The organism is Nocardiopsis xinjiangensis YIM 90004 (assembly GCF_000341145.1).
GTDB classification, from domain to species: Bacteria; Actinomycetota; Actinomycetes; order Streptosporangiales; family Streptosporangiaceae; genus Nocardiopsis; species Nocardiopsis xinjiangensis.
In genome coordinates, this window is the sequence record NZ_ANBE01000011.1 from 1 (window position 1) to 12,893 (window position 12,893).

Genomic DNA, 12,893 nt, shown 5'->3' on the forward strand with positions numbered 1-12,893 from the left:
CCCCCGAACCGCATGGACGTCCTCGGCATCCATGATCGGAAAGGTCACCCGCAAGTCGTCCACGCGCACGACGGCGCCTGTGGCGGTCGTTTCCGGTCCGGTCGAGGCCATGTCACGTTTCCTTCGTTCGAGACGGGAGTCGGGGGCCGGGGTCGTGCACCCCGGCCGGGAGGAGCAGGGCGGTTCGCGCCCGGCGGTCAGGCGGTGATGCGCACACGCGGGTCGAGGACCGGGTAGAGCAGGTCCACGACCAGGTTGCAGACGACGACGAAGATCGCGCCGAGCAAGGTCACGCCGATGACGACGGGCAGGTCGTTGCTGACGATCGCGTCGATGGCGAAGGCACCGACACCGTTGAGGGAGAAGACCTTCTCGGTGAGGATCGCACCACCCATGACCAGTCCGATGTCCAGGCCCAGGATGGTCACGATGGGGGTGAGGGTGGGGCGCAGGGCGTGCTTGAAGATGACCTTGCGTTCGCTGAGGCCCTTGGCGCGCGCGGTGCGGATGTAGTCCTCGTTGAGGGTCTCGAGCATGCCGGCCCGGGTCTGGCGTGCGTACTGCGCCGCGTGCAGGAACGCCAGGGTGATCCAGGGCAGCAGCATCACCTGGAACCAGGCGACCGGGTCCTCGGTGAAGGGCACGTAGCGCGAGACCGGGAACAGGCCCCACTGGTGGACCAGGAAGGCCAGCGCCAGCAGACCCGTGAAGTAGATGGGCATGGACACGCCCACCAGAGCGGTGGACATGGCGATGCGGTCGAAGATGCTGCCCTTCTTGACCGCGGACAGCACACCGACGGTGACACCGCCGATGACCCAGAGGATGGCCGCGCCCACGGCCAGGGACATGGTGACGGGAAGCCGGTCCATGATCTGCGGCAGGACCGGGGTGTTGGTGATGAAGGAGTAGCCCAGGCAGGGAGCGGCACACTCCACCGTCTCGTGACCGAAGGTGTACTCCTGGCCGAGAAGGAGGTTGCGCATGAACTCGATGAACTGCACGGCGACGGGCTGGTCCAGTCCCAGGCGGTCGACAGTGGCCTCGAGCGCCTCCGGGGTCGGCGCACGCCCCACGTACATGGCCGCCATGCCCTGCGGGGTGACTCCTGCCCAGCGGGGCAGGACGTAGAAGATCCAGAAGGTCACCATCGTGACGACGGTGAGCAGCAGCAGCCCCGCTCCGAGGCGCCGGAGGATGTAGGTCAGCATCGCGGACGGCGGCGGGGTACCCGCGGGGACGAACCCGCGGTCCCCGCCGCCTTCACCTGCCTTCTCGTACTAGTTCAGGCTGGTCTTGGACGCCTAGTCCCGATCCACGCCCAGGGCCATGAAGTCGTAGCCCATGAACGCGGGGTGGAAGTAGGCGTTGGTGAGGTCGTCGGGACGGTAGTACAGCGACCGGTCGAAGACGGCCGGCAGGATCACCGCGTTCTCCATGACCAGCTGCTCGATCTGGCCGTAGATATCGGCGCGCTCGTCCGGGTCCTCGGTGGTCAGCGTCCGGTCCCAGAGCTCGTTGACCTCGGGGTCGTCCAGTTCGGCGGTGTTGTAGTTACCGGTCTCCTGGATGTTCTCGCCGTGGGTGATGGCGTTGGCGAAGCCGTAACCGGTGGGCCAGTCGGCACCCCAGCCGGAGACGCTCATGCCGATCTCGTTCTCACGGACGAAGTCCTGGGAACCGGCGTACTGGCCGAAGAACTGGGCGGCCGGGTACTGCTCGATCTCGATCTCGATGCCCACGCGGCCCAGGGACTCCTGGAGGGACTCGGCCGTGTCGATGTCGCGCTCGCTGGTGTCGCGGACGGCGATGGTGGTGCTGAAGCCGTCCTCCTCGCCGCACTCCTCGAGCTTGCCCTCGGCGGCGTCGAGGTCACCGGTGTTGTCCTCGGAGGGGTACAGGTCCAGGTCGGGGTCGGCCCCGGCAAGGTCGGGCAGGAGCAGGCTGGTGGCGAGGTCGCCGCCCATCTCCCCGCCCCAGGCGCGGTGCAGGCTGTCGCGGTCGGCCGCGTACATGATGGCCTGGCGGCAGGCCAGGTCGTCGATGACCGGGGTGTGGAGGTTGACGTAGCGCAGGGACCCGGCGTACGGGTTGTCCAGATTCGCCTGGGCCGATTCGTCGTCGACGAGGCGGCCGTACATGGAGGTGCCCACACCGTTGGACTCCAGGTCGACGTCGAGCTCACCGTTGGTGAGGCGCTCGTCGACCTCGTCCTTGCTGACGCCGAGCTCGACCTCGACACGGTCCGGAAGGGCCGGACGGATCGGGTCGGAGTCGGGGTCCCACTCCTCGTTGCGCTCCAGGTCCAGACCCACGCCGGGCTCGTAGGAGCCGTCGAACTTGTAGGGGCCCGAGGAGAGCACGTTCTCACTGTAGAGCTCGCCGCGGTCGGCCTCGGGCGGCACGGGGGCGGTCTGCAGCTGGGTCAGGATGTAGGGGAACTCCGAGAAGGAGTCCTTGAGGTGGAAGACCAGGGTGTGCTCGTCCGGGGTCTCGATGGAGTCGAAGCCCGCGAGGGGGTCGTCACCGTTCTCGTAGACGTTGATGTCGTCCTGGTCGAGGAACTGGTTGAAGAAGTCCGGGCCGTGCGAGAGCGTGCCGCCACCGAAGTTGGACCGGGCGATGGCGTACTTGATGTGCTCGGCGACGATCTCGGTGCCGTCCTCGTACTTGAGGCCGTCCTGGATCTGGATCGTCCACTCGGTGAAGTCGTCGTTGGGCTCGGGGAAGTCGACCGCGAGGTCGGTCGTCAGCTCGTTGCCGGCTTCACCGGGCTCGGTATCGAAGTTGAGCAGGGTCCGGGCGAAGTAGCGGGAGAAGTTCCAGCTGAAGGCGTAGTAGGTGTCGCCCGGGTCGGTGGAGTCGAAGTCGGCCTCCATCGCGTAGCGCAGGGTGCCTCCCTGCTCCTCGGAGGGGTTGACGACCTCCGTCGAGCCCAGGTCGAACTCGGCTCCGCTGTCTCCGCCTTCGGTCGCGGCACCGCCACAGGCGCTCAGGAGCAAGGATGCCGTCGCGCCGACCGCGACGAATCCGAGGGTGCGTTTCCTCAAGGGACTACCTCTCTGAAACAAGGGGATTGGGTGAGCCCGGACCAGGCCCTGCCCCGGGCGGGGGCCGGGACGTCAGTCCGAGGTCTTGGGGTCGAAGGCGTCGCGGAGTCCGTCGCCGAACAGGTTGAACGCCAGCACGGTGATGAAGATCGCCAGGCCGGGGACGATGATGAAGTACGGGGCCTGCTGGTAGAGCGGCACCGCTTCGGAGAGCATCTTGCCCCAGCTGGGGGTGGGCGGATTGATCCCGACCCCGAGGAAGCTCAGTGCTGCTTCGAAGAGGATGTTGGTGGGGATCAGAAGCGTCGCGTAGACGATGATCGGCGTCACCAGGTTGGGCAGGATCTCGCGCACGAGGATGTGCCCGGTGCTCGCGCCGAGGCTGCGGGAGGCCTCGACGAACTCGCGTTCGCGCAGGGCCAGGGTCTGGCCGCGCACGATGCGGGCGATGTAGGGCCAGTTGAAGAAACCGATAATGAAGACGATGACCCCGATGCGCAGCCCGTTGCCCTGCAGGCCGAAGGCGCCGTCGGGGATGACGCCGACCAGGGCGATGGCGAAGAGCATCAGGGGGAAGGCCAGGAAGATGTCCATGGCGCGGCTGATGATGGTGTCGACCCAACCACCGACGTAGCCGGCGATGATGCCCATGACGGTTCCCAGGGCCACGCACACCAGGGTGGACAGGAAGGCCACGAGCAGGGAGATCTGCGCGCCGTGGACGATGCGGCTGAACAGGTCGCGCCCGGTGGTGGGTTCCACGCCCAACAGGTGGTCCGAGTTCATCGCACCCCAGGGGTCGGTACCGAGGCCGGGGTTGTCGGGGTCGACGTAGGGCACACGGCGGACCGGGTCGATGAGTTCCTGGTGGAACTGGGTGGGCGGGTATCCGAACCACTTGGTCAGCAGCGGTGCCAGGGCCGCGGCGAGAATGAGCAGGACGACCACGATGCCGGAGACCATGGCGACCTTGTCGCGGCGCAGACGCTGCCAGGCGATCTGCTTCAGGGACCGGTTGTCCGGGCCGCTGCGCTGACCGGGAGCCTTCGCGCCGGGGTCGGCGGCGGCGGGGCTCTCGGGCTGCTCCGCCGACTCAGGGGCACGTGAGCGCGCGCTCATCAGGCCACCACTCTCCACTCTTACGCTTCCGGACGAGCCGGTGACACACACCTGTAAGGGCACCTCGAGGAGGTCCGTGAGGGGCCTTACGGCTGCCGGCCGGGTCTCGACACTGGCTGGGGTGGGCGTTGCTCGGGCGCAGGAGGGGGTAACCATCGCGCGCCGTTCGCGGACGGGCCGGGTTCCGGATCACGGAGGGAACTGAACACGGCCGCGCTCGCGTCCGCCCTGGCTGCTACACAGCGACAAATTTACTGGCCCTCAGCACGCGAATCGCCCAAATTCTGACCATGTAGCGAAATCGTGACAAATAATCCAAAAAGTTATAAAACTCGCCAAACACGGCCAGACTGCGCATTCATCGGATGACCTTCGTCAGGCCGCGAGAAGGCGGCCTCAGGTGAAACCTACGCTCCCCCAGCAGGGCTGGCATCAGCACCCCGGCCCTGGGCCATGGCAAGTGCTGTGCGACGCAGAGCCACCACCGGCACACGAAAAGCGACGGCCCCCGCTCACGCGGGGACCGCCGCCCTGGTTGGCCCCGGGCCATCGAATGGTCGGCGCAAAGACCCGGTCCTTCAGGGCCGGGAGGAAAGCCTCTACTCGATGCCGCGCTTCTTCAACAGATCCTCGATGTCGCCGAAGTCCGTGTCGTCTCCCCCGCCGGCCGCCTCGGACCCGCCCGAGCCCTGCTGGGCGCTCTGTCCACCGCCGACCTGTGACGGGGCCGGGGAGCCCTCGGTCTCCCGGGCACCCTCGCCGGAGGTTCCCTTGGCCGCGCCCGCCTTGACACCCACGCCTCTGGCCTTCATGAAACCGGAGACGAAGTAGAGCAGTACCGCCAGACCGGCCAGGGCGGTACCGGCCCACACGATCGGGTTGAAGACCATCGTCGCCACGATGGTGAACAGGCTGGAGACGAACACGACCACCGAGTGCATCAGCCCCAACAGCCCCGCGGCGAGCGGGACCAGCGCCCAGGCCAGCGCCCTCAGGCCGTGGGCCGCGCCCTTCCTGCGCCAGAGGAAGAACGCGATGACGAAGCCCACCAGTGCGAGTGCGGCTCCCAGGGCCAGACCGAGTGTCGCCATATTCGAGTTCATGACAACCAGTCTCCCATCCGGCGCCCGCGCTCACATCCGGTCGATCCCGGAGGGTTCCCCGAGTCCTGCCCCGAACCGGCGCCGGGTCCGGAGCGCTCTCCACGTTACCCACCGCCGCCCCGGGGCCCGGCCCTGCCGCGGCCCCCGTCTCCGGCACCGTCCGGGCGCGGCGTCACCGGATCAGTCCAGGGCGACCAGCGATTCCAACCAGTCCAGGTCCACGCCGACCAGGCTCTCGCGCACGATCACACCCTCACGCGGCGGGATCTGCACGTGGTGGGGCACGGCCACGGTCACGCACCCGGCGTCGGCCGCCGAGGCCACACCCACCGCGGAGTCCTCCACGGCCACGCACCGGGACGGGTCCACGCCCAGGCGCCGGGCAGCGGTCAGGTACGGGTCCGGATGGGGTTTGTTCGCGCCGACCTCGTCGCCGGCCACGGAGTCGTCGAACAGCTCCAGGCCGATGCGGGCCAGCGCCGTGTCGATGAGCTCGCGTTCGGTGGAGGTCACCAGCACCACCGGGACCTCCGAACCTGCGAGCACACGCACCAGCTCTGCCGCGCCGGGGCGCACCTCGGCCCCGCCGACGAGTTTGCTGCGAAAACGTGTGTAGAGCATGGTGGCCACCTCGCGCGGGGTGAGGTGGTGGGCCCCGGTCAGCTCGATGATGTAGCGGCCCACCGGTACGGCCGCGCTGCCGACGTTGCGCTCGTGGTCCTCGTCGGTCCAGCGGCCGCCCAGTTCGGCGACCAGGTCTGCTTCGGCCTCGTTCCACAACCCTTCGCTCTCGATGAGGGTGCCGTCCATGTCCAGCAGGACGGCCTGCAGACGGCGCTCGGGTGTGGACCCCGCGGGGTGCGGGCTCAGGGTGCTCTGTTCGCTCATAGGTGCTACGGCGGCCCCGCCCTCCCGATCCGGGACGGAGGCACCGCGGTCTCCCCTCGTGTGTCGGGAACGTTCTTTCCACGGTACGGACACGGGCTCGGCGACCTGCCCCACACCCGGGCGGCCCGTGCGGGTGTGCCGCACGTACGACGGGGTCCCCGGGCATGCCGGGGACCCCGTCGCGGACGCGTGGTCCGGTCAGACGTTGAAGTAGGTCGCCTCCGGGTGGTGGATCACGATCGCGTCAGTGGCCTGCTCGGGGACGAGCTGGAACTCCTCCGAGAGCTTCACCCCGACCCGTTCGGGCTCCAGCAGCCGCATGATCTTGGCGCGGTCCTCCAGCTCGGGGCAGGCCCCGTAGCCCAGGGAGAAGCGCGCGCCCCGGTAACCGAGCTTGAAGAACGCGTCGAGCTCGGCGGGGTCGTCGCCCGCGAAGCCCAGCTCGGCGCGCACCCGGGTGTGCCAGTACTCGGCGAGTGCCTCGGTGAGCTGGACCGAGAGCCCGTGCAGCTCCAGGTAGTCGCGGTAGGCGTTCTTCTCGAACAGCTCGGCGGTGGCCTGGCTGATGCCCGAGCCCACGGTCACGACCTGGAAGGTGGCCACGTCGAGCTCACCGGACTCCTTGGGCCGGTAGAAGTCGGCGAGGCAGAGGTGGCGGTCGCGGCGCTGGCGCGGGAAGCTGAAGCGCTCACGCTCGGTGCGCCCGTCCTCGTCCAGGATCACGAGGTCGTCGCCCTCGCTGTAGCAGGGGAAGTAACCGTGCACGACCGCGGCCTCTAGGAGACCGTCGGTGCGGATGCGGTCCAGCCAGCTCCGCATGCGGGGACGGCCCTCGGACTCCACCAGCTCCTGGTAGGTGGGACCGTTGCCGCCGCGGGCGCCCTTGAGGCCCCACTGGCCCATGAAGACGGCACGCTCGTCGAGGAACGAGGTGTAGTCGGCCAGCGGGATGCCCTTGCTGATGCGCGAACCCCAGAACGGCGGCTCGGGCACGGGGTTGTCGGTGGCCACGTCACTGCGCGCGGGCATGTCCTCGGGCGCGGTGACATCCAAGGTGGCGCCGCGTTTGACCTTGCGTCCGCGCAGTTCGGGAAGCTTGGCGCCTTCCTCCCCGCGCTTGACGGCCATCATGGCGTCCATGAGGCTCAGGCCCTCGAACGCGTCCTTGGCGTAGCGGACCTCTCCGTCGAAGAGGTCGGCCAGGTCCTGCTCGACGAAGGAGCGCGTCAGAGCGGCCCCGCCCAGCAGGACGGGGTACTTCTCGGAGATGCCCCGGGCGTTCATCTCCTCGAGGTTCTCCCTCATGATCACCGTGGACTTGACCAGCAGGCCGGACATGCCGATGACGTCGGCGCGCTCGGTCTCGGCGCTCTCCAGGATGGTGTTGACCGGCTGCTTGGTGCCGATGTTGACGACGTCGTAGCCGTTGTTGGACAGGATGATGTCCACGAGGTTCTTGCCGATGTCGTGGACGTCGCCCTTGACGGTGGCCAGGAGGATGCGCCCCTTGCCGTCGTCGTCGCTCTTCTCCATGTGCGGTTCGAGGTGGGCGACGGCGCTCTTCATGACCTCGGCGGACTTCAGGACGAAGGGCAGCTGCATCTGTCCGGAACCGAACAGCTCACCCACGGTCTTCATCCCGGCCAGCAAGTGGTCGTTGACGATCTGCAGGGCGGTCTTCTCGACCAGGGCCTCCTGCAGGTCCTCCTCCATCCCGCCGGCCTCGCCGTCGATGATGCGCTGCTCGAGGCGCTCCCACAGGGGCAGCTCGGCGAGCTGGTCGGCGCGGGAGGCCTTCATGGCGGCGGCGTCCACGCCCTGGAACATGTCGATGAACTCACCGAGAGGATCGTAGTCCTCGGTGCGGCGGTCGTAGATCATGTCGAGGGCCATCTTGACCTGGTCCTCGGGGATCTGGTTGATCGGCAGGATCTTGGACGCGTGCACGATCGCCGAGTCCAGTCCGACCTTGGTCGCCTCGTGCAGGAACACCGAGTTGAGGACGATACGGGCGGCCGGGTTGATACCGAAGGACAGGTTGGACAGACCCAGGGTGGTCTGCACCTCGGGGAAGCGCTCCTTGAGCCGGCGGATGGCCTCGAGGGTCTCGATGGCGTCGCGGCGGGTCTCCTCCTGCCCGGTGGTGATGGGGAAGGTCAAGCAGTCGATGACGATGTCACCGGTGCGCATCCCCCACTCGCCGGTGAGCTGTTCGATCAGCCGGGTGGCCACCCTCAGCTTCCAGTCGGCGTTGCGGGCCTGGCCCTCCTCGTCGATGCACAGGCCGACCAGAGCGGCACCGTGCTCGGAGGCCAGGCTCATGATGCGGGAGAAACGCGAGTCGGGACCGACGCCGTCCTCGTAGTTGACGGAGTTGATGATCGCGCGGCCGCCGAGCGCTTCCAGGCCGGCCTCCAGGACTGCCGGCTCGGTGGAGTCGAGCATGATCGGCAGCGTGGAGGAGGTGGAGAAGCGCGAGGCCAGCTCGTGCATGTCGGCGGCACCGTCGCGTCCCACGTAGTCGACGTTGAGGTCGAGCAGATGGGCGCCGTCGCTGATCTGGTCGCGGGCGATCTCCACGCAGGCGTCCCAGTCCTCGGCGAGCATCGCCTCGCGGAACTTCTTGGACCCGTTGGAGTTGGTGCGCTCACCCACGGCCAGGTAACTGGCGTCCTGGCGGAAGGGCACGCTCTGGTACAGGGACGAGAGCGCGGGCTCGGCCAGGGGGTTGCGTTCCTTGACCTGGCGGCCCTGCACCCGCTCGACCACCTTGCGCAGGTGCTCGGGGGTGGTGCCGCAGCAGCCGCCGACCAGGCTCAGCCCGAACTCGCCGGTGAAGGTGTCGTGGGCATCGGCCAGTTCGTCCGCGGTGAGGGTGTACTCCGCACCCTTGGGCCCGATCTGGGGCAGGCCGGCGTTGGGCATGCAGGAGATGGGCACGCGTGCGTGCTGCGACAGGTAGCGCAGGTGCTCGCTCATCTCGGCCGGGCCGGTGGAGCAGTTGATCCCGATGATGTCGATGCCCAGCGGTTCCAGGGAGGTCAGCGCGGCGCCGATCTCCGAGCCCATGAGCATGGCGCCGTTCTGCTCGATGGCGACCTGGGCGATGATCGGGATGTTCTTGCCCAGGCTCTTCTTGGCGCGCTGGGTGCCGACCACGGCGGCCTTGATCTGGAGCAGGTCCTGGCTGGTCTCGATCAGGATGGCGTCGGAGCCGCCGCTGATCAGGCCCAACGCGGACTGCTCGTAGTAGTGGCGCAGGTGGGCGTAGGAGACGTGCCCCAGGGTCGGCAGACGGGTCCCCGGGCCCATGGAGCCCAGGACGTAGCGCGGATGGTCGGGGGTGGAGTAGGCGTCTGCCACCTCTCGGGCGATCCGGGCTCCGGCCTCGGCGATCTCGTGGCTGCGGTCCTCGATGCCGTATTCGACAAGTCCTCCGTAGTTCGCGGAGAACGTGTTCGTACCGATGCAGTCCGTACCCACGGCAAGAAAGGCGGCATGGGTCTCGCGGACGATGTCGGGACGGGTGATGTTGAGGATGTCGTTGCAGCCCTCGTGACCTTCGAACTGGTCGAGGTCGAGATCGTACTCCTGGAGCATCGTGCCCATCGCTCCGTCCGCGACGATGACACGTTCGTTCAGGACTTCACGGAAAGTCAGGCGATCTCTCATATTCGGCAACTCTAGCTCCCTGGCACCACAGTGCCCCAGGGCGGCCCCCTGATGCGCGGCGCTGAGCCGGGCCTGTGGCGCATGGTGCGGGTCGATGATGGTCTGCGACGAAAGGTCAAGTTATGTCCGTTTCACCGCCGCGGTGAGCGTACTCCATCGGGTGTCACGGCACCCGGGACGGGTCGCCCGCACCGCACCGGATGCGGCCTTCGCACCGTGTGCGTGGAACGGTTTCCCGGGACGCGCGCCAACCCATAGAGTGGACTGGTCCGCGCGCAGGAAAGGGGCCACGATGATCAAGCTCGTCCGAGAGCTTGTCGAGCCTGTCATGGTGGTGGCGTTCGAGGGTTGGAACGACGCCGGCGAGGCCGCGAGCCTGGCCGTGGAGCACTTGTCGAGCCAGTGGGAAGCGCACCGTCTGTGTGCGCTGACCCCTGACGACTACTACGACTTCCAGGTGGCACGGCCACAGCTGTCGGTCGTGGACGGGACCATCGAGGAGATCGAATGGCCCACCACCCGTGTGCGGCTGGCCTCCCCGCCCGGCGCGGGGCGGGACGTCGTACTGGTCGACGGCCCCGAACCGAACGTGCGGTGGCGTTCCTACGCCGCCGACCTGTTGGCGATCGCCCGTGAGCTGGGCGTGGCACGCGTGGTGATGCTGGGTTCGCTCCTGGCGGACGCCCCGCACACCAGGCCCGTGCCGGTCACCGGGATGGCCGCGCCGGTGGAGCTGGGCACGGAGCACGGCCTGGACGCGGCCACCTATTCGGGCCCCACGGGGATCCTGGGCGTGGTGCACCAGGCCTTCGCCCGGGCAGGGCTGGAGACGGTCTCGCTGTGGGCGGCCGTTCCCCACTACGTGGCGCAGCCGCCGTGCCCGAAGGCGGCCCTGGCGTTGCTGGCGTGGGTGGAGGACTTCTCCGGTGTGCAGGTGCCCCTGGGAGATCTGCCGGAGGAGGCGGTCTCCTGGGAGTCCAACGTCGACGAACTCACCGCCGAGGACGAGGAGATCTCGGCCTACGTGCGCGGCTTGGAGGAAGCCAAGGACACCGCCGATCTCCCGGAGGCGTCCGGGGACGCGATCGCACAGGAGTTCGAGCGTTACCTGCGCCGCCGCGACGAGAGCTGAGGCCGGAACGGGGCTCGGGCCGGCCTGCGTGAGGCATGCCCGGACCGGAGTATTATGCGCACTTTATCTGTCCTAGATAGTCTCGGCCGGAGCTCGCGGACCGAGGAAACGGGCCATCAGCGCGACGCCGACGTGTGGACGGGGATCATGTCGGCCGCGCATCCCGCTCCGCATGGACCGGCCTCGGGAGCCAGGACTGATGACCCGCCCCACCGCGAGGGGCGTGGCCGGGGGCCGGCGTGAAGATCGCCTTCGTCATCGCGAACGGGTACACCATGGGTGGGACCGTTCGTACTGTTTACAATCTCGCGGAAGGGTTGGCGCGCTCCCATGAGGTGGAGATCGTCAGCCTCTCACGTAAACGTGAGAACCCCTTCTTCCGGCTCCCCGCGGGGGTTCGGCTCCTGCCTCTGAGCGACAGCCGTACGGGGGCCGAGGTCGTGGACGGGCCGGGCGGGTTGGCGCGGTTCTGGTGGTCGCGCAAGGCCGAGCAGATCGTTCCCGAGGCCGAACGCGCGCGCAACCGGAACTACTCCCCCGGGGCCATGGCGGCGCTGCACCGGTACCTGCGCACCACCGACGCCGACGTGGTCATGGGCACCCGACCGGGCATCAACCTGCTCATCGCCTCCTGGGCACCCAAGCGCCTGCGCACCGTCGGGCAGGAACACCTGAACCTGAACGAGCACAAGCCGGAGGTGGCCGAGGCGATCGCCCGCCTGTACCCGCGCCTGGACGGGGTGAGCGTGCTCACCGAGCCCGACCGGCAGGCCTACGCCGAGCGCACCCGGGTGCCGGAGGACCGGCTGGTGGTCATGCCCAACCCGTTGGACGCCGGGCAGCGGCCGCGTTCGACGCTGAGCGAGCCGGTCATCGCCGCGGCCGGGCGCCTGTCCCCCGTCAAGCAGTATCCGAAGCTCCTGCGGGCCTTCACCCAGGTGGCGGAGAAGCACCCGCAGTGGCGGCTGCGCATCTACGGTTCCGGCGACCACGAGAAGAAGATCCGCAGCACCGTGACCGAGCTGGGGCTGGAGGACAGCGTCGAGCTGATGGGCCAGACCAAGGACGTGCTCGGTGCCTTGTCGAAGGCCTCGCTCCTGGCCATCAGCTCTCGTGTGGAGGGCTTCGGCATGACCATCGTGGAGGCCTTCTCCGTGGGGGTGCCGGTGGTCAGTTTCGACTGTCCGCACGGGCCCCGTGAGATCATCGAACACGGCCACGACGGCCTGCTGGTTCCCGCCCAGGACGTCGATGCCCTGGGCGGGACCCTGTTGTCCCTGGTGGAGGACGCCCAGGAGCGCGAGCGGATGGGTGAGAACGCGTTGGCCTCATCGGCACGCTACGGCCTCGACGACATCACGCGGCGCTGGGAGAACTTCCTGGGCAGTCTCCGACCCTGACCCCGGGCGCGGCGCCTAACCCCGCAAGTGCCGCCACTCCCCCGTGGCCAGGACGGTGGCCCAGGCCCCGGCAACGCGGGCCAGGCCGCGCCGGACCTCGTCGACCACGGCGGGTGCCAGGTGGCCGGCCGCCTCGGGTTCGGGCATCATTCGGACGGTCACTCGCAGGCCGTCCAGGACCTTCTGGCCCCGGGCCACGGCCTCGTCGTCGCCGTCGGGCCCGCGCAGGGCCTCGCGCAGCCCTTCCCGGAGCACGACGGCCTCGTCGAGGTCGGCAAGGGTGATCGGGATGGCGCCCTCGGTGACCAGCCGGTGCTCCCTCAGGAAGCGCGCGAGGTCGGCCCGGTCCCCGAATGCCTCGCCCGTGAGGAAGTCCGAGACGAGAGCGGCGGCGGTGCTGTGCTGTGTGGGGGTGTTCATGCCCTCATCCCACCATGGACGGACACGGAGATCAGGACAACGGAGCAACTCGTGACCGCAGTCGGCCACATGAATCGGCCCGTTCGGGATGTTTCCTCCCGAACGGGCC

At 68.4% G+C, this 12,893-nt stretch carries 9 protein-coding genes; 2 read left to right on the forward strand and 7 right to left on the reverse strand.

Annotation, left to right across the window (positions count from 1 at the left end):
• Nucleotides 1-197: 197 nt before the first annotated feature.
• The 6 genes from D473_RS0107335 to metH form a co-directional block, all read right to left on the reverse strand.
• Nucleotides 198-1,211, reverse strand: coding sequence for an ABC transporter permease (locus tag D473_RS0107335; RefSeq protein ID WP_017608431.1), 1,014 nt, complete (start codon nucleotides 1,209-1,211; stop codon nucleotides 198-200).
• A gap of 93 nt (nucleotides 1,212-1,304) precedes the next feature.
• The gene (locus D473_RS0107340) at nucleotides 1,305-3,050 is read right to left on the reverse strand and encodes an ABC transporter substrate-binding protein (protein WP_017608432.1); all 1,746 of its coding nucleotides are present in this window, start codon (nucleotides 3,048-3,050) and stop codon (nucleotides 1,305-1,307) included.
• A 72-nt stretch (nucleotides 3,051-3,122) separates the two neighbouring features.
• Entirely contained in the window at nucleotides 3,123-4,169 is a 1,047-nt protein-coding gene (locus D473_RS0107345) for an ABC transporter permease (protein WP_017608433.1), read from the reverse strand.
• Nucleotides 4,170-4,768: 599 nt separating this feature from the next.
• On the reverse strand, nucleotides 4,769-5,260 hold the full coding sequence (locus D473_RS0107350) for a hypothetical protein (protein WP_017608434.1): 492 nt from the start codon (nucleotides 5,258-5,260) through the stop codon (nucleotides 4,769-4,771).
• A 192-nt stretch (nucleotides 5,261-5,452) separates the two neighbouring features.
• On the reverse strand, nucleotides 5,453-6,160 hold the full coding sequence (locus D473_RS0107355) for an HAD family hydrolase (protein WP_017608435.1): 708 nt from the start codon (nucleotides 6,158-6,160) through the stop codon (nucleotides 5,453-5,455).
• Between the two features lie 198 nt (nucleotides 6,161-6,358).
• Nucleotides 6,359-9,832 (reverse strand): methionine synthase, encoded by a 3,474-nt coding sequence (gene metH, locus D473_RS0107360; protein ID WP_017608436.1) that lies wholly within the window; start codon nucleotides 9,830-9,832, stop codon nucleotides 6,359-6,361.
• Between the two features lie 292 nt (nucleotides 9,833-10,124).
• Here metH and D473_RS0107365 point away from each other — a divergent pair, with 292 nt between their 5' ends.
• Together D473_RS0107365 and D473_RS0107370 are read left to right on the forward strand one after the other, a co-directional pair.
• Entirely contained in the window at nucleotides 10,125-10,964 is an 840-nt protein-coding gene (locus tag D473_RS0107365; protein WP_017608437.1) for a PAC2 family protein, read from the forward strand.
• 239 nt (nucleotides 10,965-11,203) lie between these two features.
• Nucleotides 11,204-12,364, forward strand: a complete 1,161-nt coding sequence (locus D473_RS0107370; protein WP_017608438.1) for a glycosyltransferase family 4 protein — start codon at nucleotides 11,204-11,206, stop codon at nucleotides 12,362-12,364.
• Between the two features lie 15 nt (nucleotides 12,365-12,379).
• Here D473_RS0107370 and D473_RS0107375 read toward each other — a convergent pair whose 3' ends face one another.
• Nucleotides 12,380-12,784 (reverse strand): ABATE domain-containing protein, encoded by a 405-nt coding sequence (locus D473_RS0107375; RefSeq protein ID WP_017608439.1) that lies wholly within the window; start codon nucleotides 12,782-12,784, stop codon nucleotides 12,380-12,382.
• Nucleotides 12,785-12,893: the final 109 nt, after the last annotated feature.

Coding starts and splice junctions, on each gene's coding strand:
- D473_RS0107335 (WP_017608431.1), bottom strand. CDS start 1,211: ATGCTGACCTACATCCTCCGGCGCCTCGGAGCGGGGCTGCTGCTGCTC.
- D473_RS0107345 (WP_017608433.1), bottom strand. CDS start 4,169: ATGAGCGCGCGCTCACGTGCCCCTGAGTCGGCGGAGCAGCCCGAGAGC.
- D473_RS0107350 (WP_017608434.1), bottom strand. CDS start 5,260: ATGGCGACACTCGGTCTGGCCCTGGGAGCCGCACTCGCACTGGTGGGC.
- D473_RS0107355 (WP_017608435.1), bottom strand. CDS start 6,160: ATGAGCGAACAGAGCACCCTGAGCCCGCACCCCGCGGGGTCCACACCC.
- metH (WP_017608436.1), bottom strand. CDS start 9,832: ATGAGAGATCGCCTGACTTTCCGTGAAGTCCTGAACGAACGTGTCATC.
- D473_RS0107365 (WP_017608437.1), top strand. CDS start 10,125: ATGATCAAGCTCGTCCGAGAGCTTGTCGAGCCTGTCATGGTGGTGGCG.
- D473_RS0107375 (WP_017608439.1), bottom strand. CDS start 12,784: ATGAACACCCCCACACAGCACAGCACCGCCGCCGCTCTCGTCTCGGAC.